The sequence below is a fragment of the Saccharopolyspora antiqui genome, from assembly GCF_052246905.1.
Lineage (GTDB): Bacteria > Actinomycetota > Actinomycetes > Mycobacteriales > Pseudonocardiaceae > Saccharopolyspora.
The window spans coordinates 129,711-151,223 of the sequence record NZ_JBQQBO010000011.1; the positions used below are offsets into that span (position 1 = coordinate 129,711).

Below are 21,513 nucleotides of genomic sequence, written 5' to 3' on the forward strand. Positions count from 1 at the left end.
CCGGATCCACCATTGGTGGAGAATGGTTCGATGGTGGACCAAACATTCCGGGAGTTCGACGTTTCCGCAGGTGGTTTTCGGCTGCGGGGGTGGTCGGACGAAACCGGGGTGGGTCCGCAGGCGGTTCTGGCGTGTCCCGAGCTCGGTTCGGCGCCGGAGCTGCTGCCGGTGGATTCGGCGGCCCGGATGTTGAGCTGGTTCCCGCCGGGCAATCCGGCGAACACGCCCAGTGATCACGTCGACGACGCAGTCGGCGTGCTGGACGCGGCCGGGGTGAAGGACTGCACGGTCGTCGGCTGGTCCGCGGGCACGGTGGTGGCGCTGGAGCTCGCCCAGCGGTTCCCGGATCGGGTGCGCGGGTTGATGCTGCTCGCGGGTCCACCGACCGCGAGCGCGGACGCGCTGCTCGGCGCGCTGGGCGTCCCGGAAATCGTTCGGCGGCTGCTCGCCGCGAGCGGCTCCGCCTCGCTGCGGCTCACCGGTGGGCTGCTGGAATCGATCACCTCCCGGCTGCCCGTCACGGATTTCGCCGCGCAGCTGCTGCGCTGCAGCGGCCTGATGAGCCCCGATGCGGACCAGGCGGCCGCCGCGGCGGCGCTGCGGCAACTGTTGCACCACGACTGGCGGTGGCACGCCGAACTGAGCCTGGCCTGGGGCGCGTCGGCCCGGACCCGGGTGGCCGAGCTGAGTTGTCCGCTGACGGTGCTCGCCGGGCGGCACGACGTGCTGGCGGACTTCGGCAGCGTCGCCAAGGCGGTGGCCGCGCTGCCGCAGGCCCGGGTGCGGATGCTGCCGACCTCGCATTTCATCCCGTTCGAGGCCCCGGAGGTGGTGCGGGACGAACTCGCCCTGCTGCTGCGCCGCGTCGAGGCGGTCGAGTGCGCCCGCCTGGGCATCGACCCGCCACCGCCGCCGGTGCGGCGCATCCGGGTCCGCGTCCCCGAGCCGGGGCTGCGCCGCCGCACCGAACACTGGACGTGAGTGCGCGAGCGAGCTGGCCGCTCAGGACCGACGGCATGGTGTCTCACCGGCGGTTTACCCGTGGCCCATTAGGCTCGGGCGTCGTGGCAGTCTCGTTTCGCATGCGTCGTCTTCTGCTGGGCATGACCGCGGTGCTCGGCACGCTGCTGGCGGGCTGCGCACAGTTCCCGGACGAACACCCGAGGCCGTGGGGCGACCAGCCGTCGCTGGAACCGCAGGCCGGTCCGCAACCGTCGATCGAGGGCGAGCCCCCGCCCAACGATGACCGCCCCACCCCACCGCAGGCGCCCCCGCAGTCGGTGGGCTGCGAGGATCCGGATCCGGCGGTGGTGGCCACCTGCCTGGATCCGGTCGGCGCGATGGTGGTGCTGCCCGACGGTCAGAGCGCGCTGGTCGGTGAGCGGGCCACCGGGCGGGTGCTGCGCGTCCAGCGCGGCGAGAAACCCGTTGAGCTGGCCCAGATCCCGGTGGACCCGAGTGGCGGCGGCGGGCTCACCGGACTCGCCCTGTCGCCCAGCTACCACGAGGACGAGCTGTTCTACGCCTACGTCACCACCAGCAGCGACAACCGGGTCGTCCGGGTCGCGGCCGGTGACCGGCCCAAACCCGTGCTGACCGGTATCCCCAAGGGCGCCACGGGCAACTCGGGGGCGATGCTCGACGACGGCCAGGGGGCGCTGCTCATCGCCACCGGCGACGCGGGCAACCCGGCGAATCCCGCGAACCCGCAGTCGCTGGCGGGGAAGGTGCTGCGCATCGACGGTTTCGGCAAGCCGGCGGAGAGCAATCCCGACCCGAAGTCACCGGTGGTCGCCGCCGGGTTGACCGCGCCGGGCGGGCTGTGCGGCACGCCCGCGATGGGCATGTACTGGGTGACCGATCGCAGCGGTGGCCAGGACGCGCTGTACCGGGTGCGGTTCGGGCAGCCGCTGGGCTCACCGGCGTGGACCTGGGCGGAGCGGCCCGGTGTCGCCGGTTGCGTCGCCGATCCGTCGACGGTGGTGGTGGCGCTGCGCGACGCCGCCGCGCTCTACACCCTGCATCCGGCGCCGGACGGCAGTTTCACCGGCCAGCCGACGAAGGTCATGGAGAACACCTACGGCCGGTTCTCCGCCGCGGCGCTCGGCCCGGACGGGCTGCTGTGGCTGGGCACCTCGAACAAGGACGGCGGCAGTCCGAAGTCCAGCGACGACCGCGCGCTGCGCATCGAACCGCCGTCCGGCGGCTCCGCGGGCAAGGACTGAGCCGACCTGCAACGGTTGCTCGACGACTTCGCTGGAGGTCCGATCCGCACGATCTGACCCGCTCCACGGTGTGGCGGCCGAACATGCGGCCGAAAATGCCGATGTGCGGCGATTCCGGCAGGAACGCCGCGCACATGCACCCACCGACCGACGGGCAGGGTCAGAACACCGGTGTGCCAGGATGCCTTGGCGCACATACGACTTGACCGACGCGACCCTGGTACATCCGAACGACTACATCGGACGAATCACCGAAACCAAGACCGCCGCTTGGTGATGCTTGCGCTCGCGAGTGGTTGTTCTGGTAAGAACGGGGATTTTCACGCACGCCCCCTTCTAGGCCGGAACGGACGAAGATCCGCAGGCAACGACCAACTCGAAGTCCACTGTGGAGTAACCACGAGAATGCGCCGCTAATTCGAAAGCGTGAAGAGTGAGGGGCACCTGTGACCAACTTACTTGGTCACAGGTGCCCCTCACTCCGAAAAACGCGGTTACTGGCCGCAGGCGGCGAGGACGAGTTCGCGGACTCGCTTGGCGTCGGCCTGGCCCTTGGTGGCCTTCATGACCGCACCGACGATCGCGCCCGCGGCCTGCACCTTGCCGCCGCGGATCTTGTCCGCGATGTCCGGCTGCGCCGCCAGCGCCTCGTCGATCGCGCGCTGCAACGCGGAGTCGTCCGAGACGACCTCCAGGCCGCGGGTCGCGACGACGTCGTCCGGCTCGCCCTCACCGGCGAGCACCCCGTCGACGACCTGCCGGGCCAGCTTGTTGGTCAGCTTGCCCTCGGCGACCAACGCGATCACCCGCGCCACCTGCTTCGGCGTGATGTCGAGCTCGCCGAGCTCGACACCGCGGGTGTTCGCCTGCTGCGCCAGGTAGGAAACCCACCAGGAGCGGGCATCGCCGGAGGCCGCGCCCGCGTCGACGGTCTGCGCGATCAGCTCCAACGCCCCCGCGTTGACCAGGTCGCGCAGCTCCTCGGCGGACAGGCCCCACTGCTCCTGGGCCCGCTTGCGCCGCTCCCACGGCAGCTCCGGCAGGGTCTTGCCGAGCTCCTCGACCCACTCCCGCGCCGGTGCGATCGGCACCAGGTCGGGTTCCGGGAAGTAGCGGTAGTCCTCGGAGGTCTCCTTGCGGCGGCCCGCCGAAGTGGTGCCGGTCGATTCGTCGAAGTGCCGGGTCTCCTGCAGGATCGTGCCGCCGGAAACGAGCACCGCCGCGTGCCGCTGCATCTCGAAGCGCACCGCGCGCTCCACGCTGCGCAGCGAGTTGACGTTCTTCGTCTCGGTGCGGGTGCCGAATTCCGCCGCGCCCTTGGGCATCAGCGACACGTTCGCGTCGCAGCGCAGCGAGCCCTGGTCCATCCGCACGTCCGAAACGTCCAGCGCGCGCAGCAGGTCCCGCAGCGCCGTGACGTACGCCCGGGCGACCTCCGGGGCCCGTGCCCCGGCGCCGACGATCGGCTTGGTGACGATCTCGATCAGCGGCACCCCGGCCCGGTTGTAGTCCAGCAGCGAGTACTCGGCGCCGTGGATGCGGCCGGTGCTGCCGCCCACGTGCGAGGACTTGCCGGTGTCCTCCTCCATGTGCGCCCGCTCGATGTCGACCCGGAAGGTCTCGCCGTCGTCCAGCACCACGTCGAGGTGACCGTCGAAGACGATCGGCTCGTCGTACTGCGAGGTCTGGAAGTTCTTCGGCATGTCCGGGTAGAAGTAGTTCTTGCGGGCGAACCGGCACCACTCGGCGACCTGGCAGTTCAGCGCCAAGCCGATCCGGATGGCCGACTCCACGGCCTTGCTGTTGAGCACCGGCAGCGCCCCCGGCAGACCCAGGCACACCGGGCAGACCTGGGTGTTGGGCTCGGCGCCGAAGACGTTCGCGCAGCCGCAGAACATCTTCGTGTTCGTGGACAGCTCCACGTGCACTTCGAGGCCGAGCACCGGGTCGAACCGGTCGAGGACCTCGTCGTAGTCCATGATCTCGGCGACGGCGGTCACTTGTCGTCCTCCCCCTTGCGCAGCGCCCGCACGGCCAGCGCGGTGCCGGTGATCAGCCCGAGCGCGGTGATGATCGCATCCGCCAGCGCGAGCTTGTCGTTCTTCTCCCGCGCCGTTCGGAAACTCGCCCGCAGCCCCAGCGCCGCCGAGAGCACGGAGGCGAGCTGGAACGCTGCCTTGATCTTCGGGTTCATCACTGGACCTCCAGTAGCTTTCGGGGTGCTCGCACCCACCTCGGCAGGTGCGAGCGGGACGGGGACGCGCCGCTCATACCGCCTCCAGCTGGGGCACCTTGTTGATCAGCGGGCCACCCTGCACCGCGTTGCGCGCGGCCTCGTACGCGGCGCCGACCCGGTAGAGCCGGTCGTCGGCCATCGCCGGGGCCATGATCTGCAGACCCACTGGCAGTCCGTCCTCATCGGACAGTCCACAGGGGACGCTCATGGCGGCGTTGCCCGCCAGGTTGGACGGGATGGTGCACAGGTCGGCGAGGTACATCGCCATCGGGTCGTCGACCCGCTCACCGATCTTGAACGCGGTGGTCGGGGTGGTCGGCGACACCAGCACGTCGACCTGCTCGAACGCGGCGGTGAAGTCGCGGGTGATCAGCGTCCGCACCTTCTGCGCCTGGCCGTAGTAGGCGTCGTAGTAGCCCGAGGACAGCGCGTAGGTGCCGAGCATGATGCGCCGCTTCACCTCGGGCCCGAACCCGGCCTCGCGGGTCAGCGACATGACCTCCTCGGCGCTGCGGGCACCGTTGTCGCCGACGCGCAGGCCGTAGCGCATCGCGTCGAAGCGGGCCAGGTTCGAGGAGCACTCGCTCGGCGCGATCAGGTAGTAGGCCGGTAGCGCGTAGTCGAAGTGCGGGCAGGAGACCTCGATGACCTCCGCGCCCAGCGCGGACAACTGCTGGACCGCGGCCTCGAAAGCCCGCTGCACGCCCGACTGGTAGCCCTCGCCGGAGAACTCGCGGACCACGCCGATGCGCACGCCCTGCAGACCACCGGAGGCGCCCTGCTCGGCGGCCGCGACGACCTGCGGCACCGGCTGGTCGATCGAGGTGGAGTCCATCGGGTCGTGCCCGGCGATCACCTCGTGCAGCAGGGCGGCGTCCAACACGGTGCGCGCGCACGGGCCGGGCTGGTCCAGCGACGAGGAGAACGCGACGAGACCGTAGCGGGACACCCCGCCGTAGGTGGGCTTGACGCCGACCGTGCCCGTCACCGCGCCGGGCTGGCGGATCGAGCCGCCGGTGTCGGTGCCGATGGCCAGCGGCACCTCGAAGGCCGCCAGCGACGCCGAGGAACCGCCGCCGGAGCCGCCCGGGATGCGGTCCAGGTCCCACGGGTTGCGGGTCGGGCCGTACGCGGAGTTCTCGGTGGACGAACCCATCGCGAACTCGTCCATGTTCGTCTTGCCGACGATCACCACGCCCGCCTCGCGCAGGCGGCGCGTCACCGTCGCGTCGTACGGCGGAACCCAGCCCTCCAGCATCTTGGAGCCGCAGGTGGTGGGCATGTCGGTGGTGGTCAGCACGTCCTTGAGCGCCAGCGGCACACCGGTCAGCGGCGACGCGGCGTTGCCCGCGGCGCGATCCGCGTCGGCCCGGCGCGCGGCGGCCAGCGCGCCCTCGGCGTCGACGTGCAGGAAGGCGTGCACCGCCGCGTCCACGGCGGCGATCCGGTCCAGGTGCGCCTGCGTCACCTCGACCGACGAGACCTCGCCCGCCTGCAGCTTGGCGGCGAGCTCGGATGCGGTCAGCCCGGTCAGGCTGCCACCGGATGCGGTCGACGTCATCAGGCCTCCTCGGTGCTCTGCGGGACACCCGCATCCGGGCGCACCTGACGAGCCCCGGCAGAAGTGTGGCTCATCAGGCCTCCTCGGTGAGAATCCGCGGCACGCGGAACCGGTCTTCTTCGGCTGCGGGCGCCCCCGCGAGCACCTGCTCGCGCGACAGGCACGGCCGCACCTCGTCTTCGCGGAAAACGTTGGTCACCGGCACGGCGTGGGAGGTCGGCGGGATGTCGTCCGCCGCGACCTCGCCCACCTTGGCCACCGCATCGAGGATCTGGTCGAGCTGGCCGGCGAAGGTGTTCAGCTCGTCTTCGGTGACGGCCAGCCGCGCCAGGCCGGCGAGGTGTGCGACCTCGTCGCGGGAGATCTTGGACACTGCGAAGGCTCCCTGGTCATGTCCGGTTTCACGGGTACTGCTCAGTCTATGGCCGTGCCCGCACCCAGCCCTGGAGGGGGCGGCGCCTGCCGTCTCCCACCGGCACTGTCGCGGGTGCTCGGACGTTGTCGGGGTGGGAAGCCGACTCGACGCCGCGCGTTGAACGCGTCGCGGGCGGGGAACCCACAGCGAGGTGGCGGTTGAAGTTCCGCCAGACGAACGAGCCTGGAACCGGTGGAAAACCGCAGGTCGTTCCACTGCGTGGACGCCAGGGGCACCGCCAGCGGGCCGCGTCTGACACAATTTCAAGCGCCAGTTCCTCGCACGAGGAGCCGCTGCGTGGCGGCTTCTCGCGGATGGAACAGCGCGACCGGCGAGGTGTCGCGCACGAAGTTGGAGGCGTTGAGTCCGGTGTCCTTCCTGATCCGGGTGCAGATACCGGACCGGCCCGGAAACCTCGGGTCGGTGGCGAGCGCGCTCGGCGAGATCGGTGCCGACATCCTCAGCGTCGACGTGGTCGAGCGCAACAACGGCGTGGCGATCGACGACCTGGTGGTGGAGCTGCCCTCCGGTCGGCTGCCCGACGTGCTGATCACCGCGGCCGAATCGGTCGCGGGCGTCGAGGTCGACGCGGTCCGGCCGTACGCGGGCGTGCTGGACACGCACCGCGAGCTGGAGTTGGTGGAGGAAATCGCCGCCGAGCCGGGCCGGGGGTTGCAGATCTTCGCCGAAGGGGTGCCCAAGATCATCAGATCCGGTTGGGCGATCGTCTTCGGGCACCGCTCGGGCGGCGCCGAGCAGCTGGCGGCCAGCACCTCGGCCCCGCAGGAGGGCTACTTGGAGCTGCCGTGGCTGCCGCTGCCGCGGGCCACGATCCTCGACGGCGACGAGCCGTGGGTGCCGGAAACCTGGCAGGAGCTGGGCACCGAACTGGCCGCGACCCCGATCGGCAAGCCGGACCGCGTGCTGCTGGCCGGGCGGCCGGGCGGCCCGATGTTCCGGGCCGCCGAACTCGCCCGCCTGGCGCACCTGGCGGGCATCGTCGCAGTCGTCCTAGACGGCTGACGCCAGCCCCCGGTCACACCACCTGACCGTTGGGGATTCTGGAGTTCACGTCCAGTTCCAGGGCGAAGGCGAGCAGGAGTACACCTGGGGCGACCTCCCAGTCTCGGTTGGGGCGGCGTTCGAAGCCCAGGCGCCGGTAGAGGCGCTGCGCCGGGGCCGCGTCCTCCCGGACGCAGAGCACGACCCGCCGCAGTTCGTCGTGGCGAGCCCGGTCGATCACCGCCTCGACCAACGCCTGCCCGATGCCGTTGCCAGCGGCTTCCGGAGCCACCGCCAACATCCGCACCTCCAGCTCACCCGGCTCGGCCAGTTCCGTGTACGCGGTGCCGGGTTGGACCACGGTGACCGTGCCGAGAACCTCGTCGTCATCGACCGCGACGAGCAGCTCCGCCTTCGCCGCCCGGTCGGCGGCATCGCGCAGCACGCCGACGTAGTCGATATCTTTCGGCAGGTTTCCGGCCTCGGTGTAAGCGCGCACGGCGACGGCACCGATCGCCTCGTACTCAACTGGCCGGGCAGTCCGAATCATCGTCATGCCCGAGGATCTTTCCAGCGCACGCCTCAATCCTCGACGGGCAACGCATGCTCGGCGGCGGCTTCCGGCCCCTCGTCGAGCAGGACCCGGAAGCCGTTCTCGTCCAGCACCGGGACCTTGAGCTGCACGGCCTTGTCGTACTTGGAGCCCGGTGCGTCACCGACCACGACGAACGCGGTCTTCTTCGACACCGAACCGGCCGCCCGGCCACCCCGCGCCATGATCAGCTCCTTGGCTTCGTCGCGGGAGAAGGTCTGCAGCGTGCCGGTGACCACGATGGAAAGGCCTTCGAGAGTGCGCGGAATCGACTCGTCGCGCTCGTCGGCCATCCGCACCCCGGCGGCCCGCCACTTGCGCACCACCTCGCGGTGCCAGTCGACCTCGAACCACTCGCGCACCGCGGCCGCGATCGTCGGCCCAACGCCGTCGGTGGCCGCCAACTCCTCCTCCGACGCCGCCTCGATCCGGTCCAGCGAGCCGAATTCGCGGGCCAGCGCCTGCGCGGCGGTCGGCCCGACGTGCCGGATCGACAGCGCCACCAGCACCCGCCACAGCGGTTTCTGCTTGGCGGTCGCCAGGTTGGCGAGCAGCTTGGCGCCGTTGGCCGACAGGTTGCCTTCCTTGGTGCGGAACAACGCGGTCTTGAGCAGCTTCGGCTCGTCGAGGTCGAAGATGTCGCCCTCGTCCTCCACCACCCCGGCGGCCAGCAGCGCGGCGGCCGCCTCGTAGCCGAGGACCTCGATGTCCAGCACCCGACGGCTGGCCAGGTAGAACAACCGCTCGCGCCGCTGGGCTGGACAGCCCTGGGCGTTCGGGCAGCGCAGGTCGACGTCGCCTTCCTTCTGCTGCGAGAGCACCCAACCGCACTCCGGGCACACGGTCGGCATGGTGAACTCGCGCTCGTTGCCGGTGCGCACGTCGACCACCGGGCCGAGCACCTCGGGGATCACGTCACCGGCCTTGCGGATCACCACCCGGTCGCCGATCAGCACGCCCTTGCGGCGGACTTCGTCGGCGTTGTGCAGGGTCGCCATCGACACCGTCGAACCGGCGACCTTGACCGGCTCCATCACGGCGAACGGTGTGACGCGGCCGGTGCGGCCGACGTTGACCTGGATGTCCAGCAGTCTCGTGGTGGCCTGCTCCGGCGGGTACTTGTAGGCGATGGCCCAGCGCGGCGCGCGGGAGGTGGTGCCGAGTCGGCGCTGCAACGGCACCTCGTCGACCTTGATCACGACGCCGTCGATCTCGTGTTCCGCGGAGTCGCGGTGCTTGCCCCAGTAGTCGATGTGCGCGACCAGTTCGTCCATAGTGGACAGCACGACCGTGTGCTCGGACACCGGCAGGCCCCACGCCTTCAGCGCCGCGTACGACTCGGACTGGCGGCTGGGATCGAAACCGTCCCGCTTGCCCAGGCCGTGGCAGATCAGCCGCAGCGGCCGGGTGCGGCTGATCCGCGGGTCCTTCTGCCGCAGCGACCCGGCGGCGGCGTTGCGCGGATTGGCGAACGGGGGTTTTTCCGCCTCGACGAGCTTGGCGTTGAGCTCGGCGAACTCGTCGACCCGGAAGAACACCTCGCCGCGGACCTCCACCAGACCCGGCACCGGGTACTGCTCGGTGCCGGTCAGCTGCTCCGGGACCTCGCCCATGGTGCGGACGTTGAGCGTCACGTCCTCACCGGTGCGGCCGTCGCCGCGGGTCAGGGCGCGCTCCAGCCGCCCGTCCCGGTACAGCAGGTTGATGGCCAGGCCGTCGATCTTCAGCTCGCACAGGAAGTGCGCGTCGTCGCCGACCTCGCGTTGCACCCGGTCCACCCAGGCCTGCAGTTCCTCGGTGCTGAAGGCGTTGTCCAGGCTCAGCATCCGTTCGAGGTGCGCGACCGGGGTGAACTCGGTGGAGAAGGTGCCCCCGACGACCTGCGTGGGCGAATCCGGGGCCTGCAGCGCGGGGTGCTCCGCCTCCATGCGCTGCAACTCGGCGAACAACTCGTCGAACTCGCCGTCGGAGATCGTCGGCGAATCCAGCACGTAGTAGCGGAACTGGTGGCCGCGAACTTCCTCAGCGAGGTCCGCGTAGCGCTCGCGCACCTCGGCGGGCACGTCCTCGACGCCTTCCGCGGCCCGGCCCGCTGCGGGATCGTCGGGCACGTGCTCCTCGGTGTCGTCGAGGTTGCGGCGGTCGTCCACGTCCTTGCTGGTCACGCCCCGAGACTAGCGACCTGCCCAGACAACGGCACGCAGCGGCTTGTCGGGTGTCGTGGGTGGGGAAAACCGGTTTTGGCTACCTCACGACCCCTCAGCAGCGGACGCGGTGCGGTCGAGCTCGCGGACCAGCTCGCGGAGTTCGAGCAGGCCGATCGTGCCTTCCGGTTCGCGCTCGGCGGTCTCGACCCGACCCAGCCGGTCGGCCGCCAACCGCTCGCCGAGCGTGGCATCCAGCGGCAGGAAGGTCAGCGCCCGCCGGGTGCTGTCGTCCAGCCCGCGGAAGCCGGGGTGGTAGACGGCGACGTCGACCAGGCCTTCGGCCTCGTCGACCTGCGCGACGACCCGCACATCGGCCAGCGGGTACTTCTCGCCCCGCAAGTTCACGGTGACCTCGGTCGGGTCCGGCACCGGCGGCACCGCGTCGTGGTACTCCCACACCGTGTCGGCCGCCGGGGCGGCGGCCATCCAGGCGTCGGTGTAGGGCCGCAGGTCCGGGTCGGCCTGGCTGCTGACGACCAGCGCGTAGACGGCCTGCTCGCCGTGCTCGATGGCGAAGGTCAGGTTGGGGTGCACCGCGGCGACGGCCTCGGCCACCAGGCTCTCGATCCGCTGCGGCACGCTGTCGCCGAGCGCCGAAGCGATCTCGGGCAGCAGGTCGTCCCACCGCTGCCAGAACTGCTCGGCACGCGCGGCCGCCTCGGCGTGGACATCGACCGGTTCGGCGCTGTCTGCCGCGTCGCGACGGCGGAGGAACCTGAACATGTCCGCCATTGTGCCTGGCGCGGTGCGGGCTCGTGGCCGAAAACCCGGTTCGCACCGCGGCGAGCACTCACGAGGCCAGTGCCGTGGCGACGACGCGGGCGAGCTCGCCGGTATCCACACCGCGCACGTGGCGGGCCCCCACCAGCACGTTGACCAGCGCGGTCAGCGAGTCCTCGTGGGTCGCCTGCCGCAGCACCTCCACCGCGCGCAGCTGGTCGCGAACCTTGCTGCTGCGGCGGTGCCGGGTGCTCTGCCAGGTCCACTCCCGCACCACTGCGCCGAGCACGCTTCGGTCGATCGAGAATCCGCTGGTCATCGACGACAGGGTGCGCCGCACCACGGGATGGTCGAGGCAGTCGGCGATGGCCAGCACGTACCGCGCCGCCGCCGCGGCGGCCCGCCTGCGGACGTGTTCGGCGGCGGTCCGCAGCGCCGTGATCAGCTCGATCGGGTAACCGACAACGTTGTCCAACGGGTTCGGGACGGCGACCAGATCATCGGGCCACGGTGCGACCGGGAAGGTGTGGAAGTCACCGGCGAGCCAACCTGGATTCGGTGGAAGTCCCGTCAGCCGCCCGGCCAACGCCAGCATCAGCATCACCGGATCGGCCTGCGACCAGGGCAAACCAGCGCGGACGGCTTCCAGCCCGTCCGGTTCGGCGCCCTCCCGGTACTCCGGCAGCACCGCCTCGAAGGAGGTCCGGACGTCGCCGTCGACCGCGTAGGAGAACCTGGTCAGCGCGCAGGCGTCCCAGAACACCGACACCGCGGCGAAACGCGCGGCGCGGCGCAGCACCTCCGGCCGCTGCCCCTGCCGACCGCTGTCCTCCACGACCAGCACCCAGTCGCCGAGCTGCCGCAGCGCGATCATGGGGTGCTTTTCCTGGTGGACGAACGCCTCTTCGCAGAACTCGCCGATGTCCAGCAGCCGACCGAACCCGGCAACCCCGCCGAAGGCCTCAGCTACCCGGTTGAGGTCGTCGCCCCGCACGAAGGTCAAGCACGCCGCCTCCTGGATGATGCTCCGCCGGATCCACCCGGTTCGATCGAGCTCGCTGACGCAGTAACTGCCCACGCAGCTCTTCCTACCAGCGCAACGACTTCCGCACGGCCGATTCCGAAAAAGACCTATCCGACCTTGAACCCGATGCGGTGACCCGCCCTGGGGCAGGTTGGTCCAATTTGGACGATCAATTTCGAAGGTGATCACTTCGCGTGGTATGCGAGCTGGATCGTCCCGCCGGTGCCATCCAGCAGGTAGCGACCGCGTCCCGGTGACCGGGGTGTCGGTCCAACCCCGGGCAGGATCTCACGCTCGCCGTCTCCGCTGCTGAGCACCACGGTTGCGCACCCAGCTGAGCGAAGCCCGCCGAGCGAGCCCTTGCGCAGCGCATCCCCGATGTTGATCGAGTTTCGGGTGACGATCAGGTGGAACCCGATCTCCGGTCCGTATTCGAGCAGTCTCGTCAGCCTGTTGAACACATCGGAGTGCACCACATCTCGCCCGGTCAATCCGGAGCGGTCCGATATCAGCTCGAAATCGGAGAGGACGAGGAAGACCTGCTGGGAGTCGGACATGGCCCGGAAGACCTTCCGATGCGGGTTCCCTTGGTCATCGAGACGTTGCTCGATTCGGGCGACCGTCTCGTGCAGCACGCGTTCGAAGTCTTCGCGCACCGCCGCGTAGCGGAACGGCGGGCCGTCGAATTCGCCGAGCAAGCCCCGTTTCGGATCGATGATGATGGCGTTGTACTCCTCCGGCGAGTACAACCGGACGAGCTCGCTGAGCACCACGCGGAGCAGGTTCGTCTTCCCCGAGCCTGGCTCGCCCAGGCACAGCAGGTGCGAGGTCCGGCCGCCCAGATCGAGTTCCGCCCACCGGTCGAGCCCGGCGAGCCTGCCCAGCACGATGTTCGGGCTGCCGAGGGCCGCGGCCTCCTCGTAGGCCACCAGCGACGGCGGCAGGGAAAGTCTCGGCACCTGCGGCCCGGTCCACAGCTGCGCGATCTTGCGGGCCAACAGGCGCGTGTTCTCCGACTGGGGTTCCAGGTCGGCGTCCGGGTCGACCCAGGGCAGTGCGGCGCGGAAAACGCGGTCGCCGGCCGCGCCGACTCCTGGCGAGTCGTCGCCGAGGTGCAGCCGAGTCGGGCACTGGTCGGTCAGGTCCCGATCCTCGGCCGACCACACGTCCGAGCAAATGATCACCTGAATCCCGTGGGCGGGGCCAAATCGGGCAAGTTGGGCGAGGTCGGAGACCAACCAGGAGAAGAGCCTGGCAATGCTGTCCCACTGCTCGACCACGAGAATCACCTCGTGGTGTCCCGCGGCGCCCTGCCGCCTTCGGGCGTCGAGCAGTGCGAGGAGATCGCGGATCACCACGCCGACCAGCTCCTGGTCATCGCCGGACGCGACCGCGCATACGTGCGGCAGTTCCGACAGCACGTCGCCGCAGGAGTACCCGTGCCCCATCCCGATGAAGTAGAACCGCAGCTCCTCGGGCGTGTGCGTCAACGCCATGGACAGGACCACGGTTCGAGCGAGGAATGACTTGCCGGAGAACGGACCGCCGCCGATGGCGATGTTCTGGCCGACCGCAACCATGAGCACTTCGGTGCGTCCCTCTTCGGCGACGTCCACCAGACCGATCGGGACCTCGGTGTGGCGCTCGAAGTCCACCGCCGACAAGCCGCGTTCGGTCCGCATCGGGGTGCCCACCAGCTCGCCGAGTCCGAACGGTTCCGCCAGCGGTGAGTGCAGTTGCGCGGCACGCACCGGGACCGCTTCGTTGATCCGCGCCACCAGGTCGGCCCACCAGCTTTCGCCCGGGATCCAGGCTCGGAACTTCGTCGCAGGTCCGCCCCGTGTCAGCAAGAACCCGGAGCCAGGCGTGCTGGGGTCCAATTCGGCAGCCGCCGACGTACCCAACACAGCTGCGGAATCCTGATCGTTGGCGGTGCGGTGCACAATCCGGAAGCTGCAGCGCTCTTCGATCTCCGGGAACCTGCTGTCGGCGAGGCTGTGGGCGAGCAGGACGACGTGGACGCCAACCTCCGCGCCGAGCGCCATCACCTCGCGCAGCTGTTCAGCCGCATCTTTCTGGTGCGCCAGCGCCTCGACGAAGTTGTGGATCGCGACCACCATCCTGGGCCTCTCCGGGGCGCCGTGGTGGCTGTTGCGCCGACGGGCCACCTCACGGCGGATGTCCTTGAGCCTCCGGTTCAGCTCGGCTTTGGAATCGGCGAACGACGAAACGTCCAGGTGGGCCGCGACATGCGGCATTCTGACGAGCTCCTGGTAGGGGTCGTACGGCAGTCCGCGCAGCGCAGCGACGTTCAGCTCGCTCGGCGAGTGGGTCAACATCAGCAGGAGGAGCAGCGAGGCCAACGTCTGGCTGGCACCGGAGCCCGGCTGACCGACGATCATCCCGTGCGGGCCCGCACCACCTGCCGCGGCGGGCTTCAGATCGAGGTGCACCGGCCTGCCGAATTCGTCCAGTCCGATCGGGACGCGCAGCCAGTCCGGGGTGTCCGGGGCGCGCCAGGCGCTCGACGGATCGAACGTCGTCACGTCGACGCCGAGGATCCGCCGCGGGTCGAAGGTTCGCGTGTGCTGTTCACGGCCTCCGGCGACGTCCTCGATCAGCGAGAGCATGCCCCGGTGCTGGACGCCAAGATCGCCCGATGTGGGAACCGCGACTTGGAAAGAACCCCCGTGCGACGAAGCGTGCGCCGATCGACCCGGCGCGAATTCGACCCGGCCGCGCAGGTGTTGGCGGATCTCGTCCGGGATCTTGGACCAGGACCGCGCCGTTACGACCAGGTGCACGCCGAAGCTGGTTCCTTGGTCGGCGATCCGCTCCACGCGCGGTACCAGTGATGGGTTTTCGTCGGCGAAGGCTTCCCACCGGTCTATCACCAGGAAGACGTCCGGCTGTTCGTCATCGGTGGGCAGATCGCGGTTGCGCCGGGCCGCGCGGAAATCCACCAGTGTTTCGAACCCGGCTGTGCGAAACATCGCACGGCGCTGCGCGATCTCCCGTTCCGCGGCCTCCACCAGCCGCTCGATGTGCGTGCGCTGGTCCGGGCCGAGCACCGCGCGCACGTGCGGAATTTGCGCGAAAGCACCGAAACGGGCTTCGGAGTCGATGATGTGGAACCGCACTTCGGCCGGATCCGAGTCGAGCGCCAAGGCGAGCAGCAGCAGCCGCACGAACTGGCTCTTGCCCGACTGCGTGGCTCCGACAACCGCCAGGTGGTTGTGCGGTTCATCGAGGTTCAACAGGAACGGCTGCCCGTCGACGTCCGATCCGACGACCACGCGCAGCGTGCAACCCGCCGGTCCGTTCTGCTGTGCGGTCGGATGTTCCAGCAGGCGCCGGATCGGCTGCTGGGTCGCGGGGTTCAGGGGCCGAATCGCCTCCGGGGCGGTCGAAGCGGTCCGGGCGATGTAGAAGCTGCCGACCATCCGGCTTTCCAACCACGGGGTCTGCCGCCCGGCGAGTTCCCGGCGCACGTACCGGTACAGCTCATCAGTGCTGATCAACCCGTCTCCGTCGGCATCGGCGGCACCCGAGCGAATCCCGTCCAGGACAGCACGGGTGAAAAGCGAAGACGGCATCGCATCGGTACCGGTGAATTCGCCACCTTCGAAGGCGTACTCGAACGAACTGGTCGCTGTGAGCACGCAAGTGCCCTGACCCACCAACTCGCGCAGATCGACCTCATCCGCTGCTTTGGGGACCAGTCCGACCGAGAACGCGCCGCTGTAGCAGCAGTCCAGCAGCAGCACCTTCATCCCCGCTTGCGAGACGTTCAGCTGGGACCGCACGAAGTCCGAACCGACCGCAGTGGATTCGACGTGCGCCAACTCGGTGTTGCAGGCGGCGAACAGCAACTGGCCGCGATCGTTGCGCAACCCGTGACAGGACATGTAGAGCAGAACCTGGTCGTCCGGCCCTGCGGAGCCGAAGACCTCCTCGATCTCGTACTCGATCCGGCTCTTGGACTCGTTGCGCAGCACATCGACGTCGTCGAAACCGCCCTGGGTTTCGAGAACCCGCTTCAGCTCCTCGGCCTCCCCGGCGGGTGCGCGCAGGCCGCGCAGGCCGGGGTCGCCGTACATCGAAGTGGCGACCAGCAGCGCCACCCGACGACCTGGCATGCCGATCTCCTACTGCGGCCCGGCTGAGGATTCGGCTTCCGGTGACGGGTCGTCGCGAAGTTTGGCCGCGATGGTTTCCACCAGCAGGTGCTGGTCCTTGGTCGACAGGCCCTCGATGTCCACCTTCTCGCCGTCCTTCTCGATGCTGACGCGGCGAGCCTTGGCCTGCTCGAAGCGGGCGGCCATGATCTTGGCGAAAGCAGCCGCGGTGGCCGCCGAGAACACGCCGCTGAGCACGAGTCGTCCGATTTCCGGCGCGGCACCGGACTTCGTGCCGTCCGCGCCTTGGCCGCGCACCCGATCCACCCGGACCGCCCCCACCTCGCGCAGCTCGGTGAGCAGCCGCTGCGTCAGGTTCTCCAGCCGCTCCGGGGTGTCCTCGGGTAGGTCGAAACCGACCAGCCAGCGGGCCATCTCGCAACCTTCCGCGTCCAGCGCTTCTCGATCTTCCCCACGATAACCGATCGACCAGCGCCGGAAGGCCCGATCGCTACTGGTCGGCTTCGTCGGCGAAGAGGTTCGCGAGGTCTCGGGTGAGGCTGATCGCGCGGCGGGACCAGGCGGGGGTCGCGGCGGCTAGTCCGCAGGTCGGGGTGGGCACGCTGCGCTCGGCCAGTGCGCGGCGGGCGAAGCCGAGGCGGGACGCCAGATCGAAGGCGGGTTGGGCGAGCTGGCGCGGGCGGGTTTCACCGGTCGGTTCGGTGCTCGGAACCAGGCCGAGGAACAGGGCGGTGCCCTCTTCCCAGGCCTCGCCGAGTTCGTCGGCCAGTGCGCCGGACACGGCACCGAGCCTGGTGGCGTCCAGCGCGATCGCCCCGGCACCGGCGCGGCGCAGCAGCGCCACCGGCGGGCGGGCCGCGCAGCAGTGCACCACGACCGGCGATCCAGTCGCCACCGCGAGCTTCTCGATCACCTCGGTCAGCAGCCGCTGCACGTCCGGTTCCGGGACGGCGGGCACTTTGCCGTAGCCGGAGGGTGTGGGCAGCGATCCGGCCAGCACGGCGGGCAGCGCGGGTTCGTCGAGCTGCACGACGATCCGGGAGCCGGTGCGGGCGGCGACCCGCTCGGTGTGCGCGATCAGGCCTTCGGTCAGCGATTCGGTGAAGTCGCGCAGCGCGCCGGGATCGGTCAGCACCCGGTGTCCGCGCAGCAGCTCGATCCCGGCGGACAGCGTCCACGGGCCTGCCGCCTGCACCTTCACCACCCGCGGTGCGCCCGCTTCGGCGGCGGCCTGCTCGACCGCGTCGAGATCCCAGCGCAGCAGGTCGACGGCGCGGCGGTGGTCCCGGCCTGGGTGGGCGGCGACCCGGTAGCCCGAGGGCACCACCTCGACGGCGAGGTCGACCAGCAATCCGGCGGTGCGGCCCAACATGTCGGCGCCGACCCCGCGCCCCGGTAGTTCCGGGAAGGGCGTCAGGTCGGGCAGTTCGCCGACGACCGTGCGCGCGACCTCCACCGGATCGGTGCCGGGCATCGACCCGATGGCGGTGGCCACGCCGGGTCCCCAAGCTGCGTCATTCACCCGGCCATTATCGACGCCCCACCACCAACCGCCCGACCGGGCGCCGCCACCACGTACCCGGCCACCGGTTGGTGGTGAACGTCGAAGTCGTCGGGTCCGGGTGTTGGAGGGAGTGCGAATTGCCGTGCGTGACGCTGCACCGGATCGCGCACGCGCTTGCCCGATCCGCGAGCAAGGGAACCTTCCTGTCAACACCCGGTCAACGGTCCCTGTCCGGCCGCGAGGATGGGAACCTTCCTGTCACCCCAACGCCGTGCGGCTCGTGGGTGATCGCTTTGGCGGGAACCTGCATTTCCACTCGCGACCGCGCGCTGCCGAACCCAGCGCGCCTTCCTAGTCGGTGAATTCGGTGCGCAGCACGCGCTTGAGGAGCTTGCCAGCGCTGTTGCGCGGCAGGTCGTCGACGAAGCGGATCTCCTTGGGCACCTTGAACCCGGCCAGGCTCTGGCGCGCGTGTTCGAGCAGCGCCGCCTCGGTCACCTCGGACTTGGCGACCACGACCGCCGCGATCCGCTCGATCCACTTCGGATCGGGCACCGCGATCACCGCCACCTCGGCCACCGCCGGGTGGGTGTACAGCGCGTCCTCCACCTCGCGGGAGGCCACCAGCACCCCACCGGTGTTGATCACGTCCTTGATCCGGTCGACGACGAAGTAGTAGCCCGCCGCATCGCGTCGCACCAGGTCACCGGAGTGGAACCAGCCGCAGCGGAACGCCTCGGCGGTCTCCTCCGGCTTGTTCCAGTACCCGGTGCACAGCTGCGGTGACCGGTAGACGATCTCGCCCAACTCCCCAGGCTCGACCTCCGCACCCTGCTCGTCGACCACCAACGCCTCGACGAACAGCACCGGCCGCCCGGCGGAATCCGGCCGTTCGTCGTGCTCCTCCGGGCGCAGCACCGTCGCGAGTGGAGCGATCTCGGACTGTCCGAAGCAGTTGTAGAAACCGAGCTCCGGCAGGTGTTCCCGCAGTCGCCGCAGCACCGGGCCGGGCATGATCGATGCTCCGTAGTAGGCCTTGCGCAGCGTTTTCAGGTCGCGGGTGGCGAAATCGGCGTGGTTGGCCAGCGCCACCCACACCGTCGGCGCGGCGAAGAACGAACTGATCCGCTCGCCTTCGATCCGGCGCAGGACGTCGGTCGGGTCGGGCACCTCCACCAACCGGTTGGTGGCGCCGATCATCAGGTTCGGCACCAGGAACACGTGCAGCTGCGCCGAGTGGTAGAGCGGCATCACGTGCAGCGGCCGATCGTCCTCGGTCAAGTCCAACGCGACCACGCAGGACACGTACTCGTGCAGCAGCGCGCGATGGGTCATCATCGCGCCCTTGGGCTGCGAGGTCGTCCCCGAGGTGTAGAGCAGCTGCACCAGGTCGTCGTCGGCGACCGCCACGTCGAGCTCCGGCACGGGCCCATCGACGCACTGCGCCAGCAGCGAATCCGCGCTGTCGCGCAACGGGATCACGCACTCGACCGATGTGCTGGAGCGGACTTCGGCGAGCTTGTCGGCCAGCGCCGGGTCCACCAGCGCGATGCAGCTGCCGGACTGCTCCAGCAGGTAGGCCAGTTCACCGGAGGTCAGGTTGTAGTTGATCGGCACGTGCACCAGACCCGCTCGGGCGCAGGCGAGGAATCCGATCAGGTAGGCGTCGGAGTTCCGGCCGTACGCCGCGATCCGGTCACCCCGGCGCGCACCGGCGGCGAGCAGCGCACCGGCGGCGCGGGTGACGGCGGCATCGAGTTCGGCGTAGGTCCAAACCCGTTCCCCTCCGGCACTGTCGACGAATCGCAGCGCCTCCCGGTCCGGGACTCGCGCGGCACTGCGGCGCAACACATCGGCGACCGTGCTGGCACGAAGATCGAGCATGAGCCCTCCCACTCCACCGCGTGATCCCAGACACTAACGGCGAATCGCGCCCGCACACCAGCACGTCTGGCGCCCAGGACCAGATCACCGGCCTAGCGCGGCGTAGGCGGCATCGAGTGCGGCGTCGCGGAACTCATCCACCGCCGCCTCGGTGAGAGCGCAGTCCTGCAACCCGCCGATCGCGACGGTCGCCCGCGCGATCTGCGCTGGCGACGCATCAGGGCCGACCAGCATGCGGTAGATCCGGTCGCGCCAGGCGAGCATCTGGTGCAGCAGATCGAGCTGCGCCAGCGCCGCGACATCTCGGATCATCAGCTCGAAAACCTGCCGATACCGCAGGATCACGTCGAAGTAGTCGGCCAGGAACTGCCGCGGATCGGCCCCGTCGGCCGCCTCGCGGTCCGCCAACAGCTCCTCGATCTCGTCGACCAGCGGCTGCACGATGCCGCGCATCAGGTCGGCCTTGGACGGAAAGTGGTAGTACAGCGCGGCTTTGGTGATGCCGAGCCGCTCGGCGACCTCCCGCAGGCTGGTCTTCTCGAACCCCTGGCGGGTGAACAGTTCCGCGGCGACCGCGCGGATCTCCGCCCTGGTGTCGACCCGTGTCCTCGGCATCGGCGTCCTCCTCTCCGACGATCCTAGTGCTTGCCGACCAGTAAATTACTTGCCGACCGGTAAGTAACTGGGCTAGCTTGGGACGCATGGGGAAGAACATCCTGATCTCCGGCGCCAGCATCGCCGGACCCGCGCTGGCGTTCTGGCTGCACAAGTACGGTTTCAACCCGACCGTGGTGGAACGGGCCCCGGCGATGCGCGACGGCGGCTACGCCGTCGACCTCCGCGGTGCGGCGGTCACGGTGGCCAAACGGATGGGCGTCTTGGCCGAACTCCGGGAAGCACACACCGGCGTGCGCGGCATGAGCGCCGTCGATGCTTCGGGCCGGTCGCTCGCGGAAGTTCGCATGGACGAGCTGGTGAGCAGCGAAGGCGACATCGAGATCATGCGCGGCACGCTGGGCCGCATCCTCTACGAGCGCACCAGCGGTGCCGAGTACTTCTTCGGCGATTCGATCACTGCCGTCGAGCAGGACGGCGACGGGGTCCACGTGACGTTCGAGCACCATGCGCCGCGGCGGTTCGACCTCGTGGTCGGCGCCGACGGTCTGCACTCCAACGTCCGGCGGCTGGTGTTCGGCCCGGAGTCCAGCTTCCGCCGATACCTCGGCTACCACGTCTCGATCTTCAGCACGGACAACTTCCTCGATTTGGACCGCTGGGTCGCGTTGTACAACGTGCCGGGCAAGCTGGCCGGGTCATACCAAGCGCGAACCGACCCCGGTGCGAAAGCGATCCTCGGCTTCAAATCACCGGAACTGCGCTTCGACCACCGCGACCCGCAGGCCCAACTGGCCTTGTTGGACAAGGCTTTCGCCGGTGAACGCTGGATCGTGCCCCGCCTGCTGGAAGCAGCCCAGCAAGCACCGGACTTCTACTTCGACTCGATCACGCAGATCCACCTGGGCGACTGGGCGCGGGGCCGGGTGGTGTTGCTCGGCGACGCGGGCTACTGCCCGTCCCCGCTGTCCGGCCAGGGCTCCAGTCTGGCAATGGTCGGCGCCTACCTGCTGGCTGGTGAGCTGTTCGCCGCAGGCGGCGACCACCACGTCGCGTTCCGCCGCTACCAGGCGGAAATGCGGAATTACGTGGCGTTGAACCAGAAGATGGCCACGGATGGGGCGAAGACGCTGATTCCGAAGACCCGCTCGGGCCTGTGGCTGCGCAACCAACTGTTCCGCCTCCTGCCCTACCTGCCGAAGGCCAACACGTTGTCCAAGGACATTCGCCGCGCGGCCAACGCGGTGGACCTCCGCGAGTACGCCCCGGCCTCGTAGGCGCCGCGCGGGAATCGAAGGGCGACGCGGGACGCAACGTCTACCGAAGCGGGCGAGCTCGAAGGGCCGTTGAGCAGTGGTGCATCGATCAGCTCAAGGCATGGCCCATGCC

General features: G+C 69.6%; 17 protein-coding genes. 4 read left to right on the forward strand and 13 right to left on the reverse strand.

The window, feature by feature from the left end:
- The first annotated feature begins 30 nt into the window (after positions 1 to 30).
- Positions 31 to 981, forward strand: a complete 951-nt coding sequence (locus ACTWQN_RS19060; protein WP_443204850.1) for an alpha/beta fold hydrolase — start codon at positions 31 to 33, stop codon at positions 979 to 981.
- 101 nt (positions 982 to 1,082) lie between these two features.
- Positions 1,083 to 2,225 carry a PQQ-dependent sugar dehydrogenase gene (locus ACTWQN_RS19065; protein ID WP_443204851.1) on the forward strand — a complete coding sequence of 381 codons (1,143 nt, stop codon included), beginning with the start codon at positions 1,083 to 1,085 and terminating at the stop codon, positions 2,223 to 2,225.
- Between the two features lie 494 nt (positions 2,226 to 2,719).
- Here the strand turns inward: ACTWQN_RS19065 and gatB are convergent, their stop codons facing one another.
- The 4 genes from gatB to gatC form a co-directional block, all read right to left on the reverse strand.
- Complete coding sequence (gene gatB / locus ACTWQN_RS19070) at positions 2,720 to 4,225, reverse strand: Asp-tRNA(Asn)/Glu-tRNA(Gln) amidotransferase subunit GatB (RefSeq protein WP_443204852.1); 1,506 nt, start codon at positions 4,223 to 4,225, stop codon at positions 2,720 to 2,722.
- Positions 4,222 to 4,419 carry a hypothetical protein gene (locus ACTWQN_RS19075; protein WP_242190872.1) on the reverse strand — a complete coding sequence of 66 codons (198 nt, stop codon included), beginning with the start codon at positions 4,417 to 4,419 and terminating at the stop codon, positions 4,222 to 4,224. Before ACTWQN_RS19075 ends, gatB begins: the two co-directional genes overlap by 4 nt.
- 73 nt (positions 4,420 to 4,492) lie before the next feature.
- Positions 4,493 to 6,022: an Asp-tRNA(Asn)/Glu-tRNA(Gln) amidotransferase subunit GatA gene (gene gatA / locus ACTWQN_RS19080; protein ID WP_443204853.1), complete on the reverse strand. Its 1,530-nt coding sequence runs from the start codon at positions 6,020 to 6,022 to the stop codon at positions 4,493 to 4,495.
- Positions 6,023 to 6,095: 73 nt separating this feature from the next.
- Positions 6,096 to 6,395, reverse strand: coding sequence for an Asp-tRNA(Asn)/Glu-tRNA(Gln) amidotransferase subunit GatC (gene gatC / locus ACTWQN_RS19085; RefSeq protein WP_443204854.1), 300 nt, complete (start codon positions 6,393 to 6,395; stop codon positions 6,096 to 6,098).
- 411 nt (positions 6,396 to 6,806) lie between these two features.
- Here gatC and ACTWQN_RS19090 point away from each other — a divergent pair, with 411 nt between their 5' ends.
- Positions 6,807 to 7,460, forward strand: coding sequence for an ACT domain-containing protein (locus ACTWQN_RS19090; RefSeq protein WP_443204938.1), 654 nt, complete (start codon positions 6,807 to 6,809; stop codon positions 7,458 to 7,460).
- A 13-nt stretch (positions 7,461 to 7,473) separates the two neighbouring features.
- Here ACTWQN_RS19090 and ACTWQN_RS19095 read toward each other — a convergent pair whose 3' ends face one another.
- From ACTWQN_RS19095 to ACTWQN_RS19135, 9 genes are all read right to left on the reverse strand, one after another.
- The gene (locus ACTWQN_RS19095) at positions 7,474 to 7,995 is read right to left on the reverse strand and encodes a GNAT family N-acetyltransferase (protein ID WP_443204855.1); all 522 of its coding nucleotides are present in this window, start codon (positions 7,993 to 7,995) and stop codon (positions 7,474 to 7,476) included.
- 26 nt (positions 7,996 to 8,021) lie between these two features.
- Positions 8,022 to 10,196, reverse strand: a complete 2,175-nt coding sequence (gene ligA, locus ACTWQN_RS19100; RefSeq protein ID WP_443204856.1) for an NAD-dependent DNA ligase LigA — start codon at positions 10,194 to 10,196, stop codon at positions 8,022 to 8,024.
- 84 nt (positions 10,197 to 10,280) lie between these two features.
- On the reverse strand, positions 10,281 to 10,961 hold the full coding sequence (locus ACTWQN_RS19105) for a hypothetical protein (RefSeq protein WP_443204857.1): 681 nt from the start codon (positions 10,959 to 10,961) through the stop codon (positions 10,281 to 10,283).
- Positions 10,962 to 11,028: 67 nt separating this feature from the next.
- Complete coding sequence (locus tag ACTWQN_RS19110) at positions 11,029 to 12,036, reverse strand: DUF6461 domain-containing protein (protein WP_443204858.1); 1,008 nt, start codon at positions 12,034 to 12,036, stop codon at positions 11,029 to 11,031.
- Positions 12,037 to 12,167: 131 nt separating this feature from the next.
- Entirely contained in the window at positions 12,168 to 16,121 is a 3,954-nt protein-coding gene (locus tag ACTWQN_RS19115) for a caspase, EACC1-associated type (RefSeq protein ID WP_443204859.1), read from the reverse strand.
- A 9-nt stretch (positions 16,122 to 16,130) separates the two neighbouring features.
- Complete coding sequence (locus tag ACTWQN_RS19120) at positions 16,131 to 16,535, reverse strand: hypothetical protein (protein ID WP_443204860.1); 405 nt, start codon at positions 16,533 to 16,535, stop codon at positions 16,131 to 16,133.
- Between the two features lie 76 nt (positions 16,536 to 16,611).
- Positions 16,612 to 17,643: a methionine synthase gene (locus ACTWQN_RS19125; protein ID WP_443204861.1), complete on the reverse strand. Its 1,032-nt coding sequence runs from the start codon at positions 17,641 to 17,643 to the stop codon at positions 16,612 to 16,614.
- Between the two features lie 333 nt (positions 17,644 to 17,976).
- Positions 17,977 to 19,509 carry a fatty acyl-CoA synthetase gene (locus tag ACTWQN_RS19130; protein WP_443204862.1) on the reverse strand — a complete coding sequence of 511 codons (1,533 nt, stop codon included), beginning with the start codon at positions 19,507 to 19,509 and terminating at the stop codon, positions 17,977 to 17,979.
- A gap of 84 nt (positions 19,510 to 19,593) precedes the next feature.
- On the reverse strand, positions 19,594 to 20,124 hold the full coding sequence (locus ACTWQN_RS19135) for a TetR/AcrR family transcriptional regulator (RefSeq protein WP_443204863.1): 531 nt from the start codon (positions 20,122 to 20,124) through the stop codon (positions 19,594 to 19,596).
- A gap of 86 nt (positions 20,125 to 20,210) precedes the next feature.
- On the opposite strand from ACTWQN_RS19135, the gene ACTWQN_RS19140 reads away from it, so the two are divergent.
- Positions 20,211 to 21,401, forward strand: coding sequence for an FAD-dependent monooxygenase (locus ACTWQN_RS19140; protein ID WP_443204864.1), 1,191 nt, complete (start codon positions 20,211 to 20,213; stop codon positions 21,399 to 21,401).
- Positions 21,402 to 21,513: the final 112 nt, after the last annotated feature.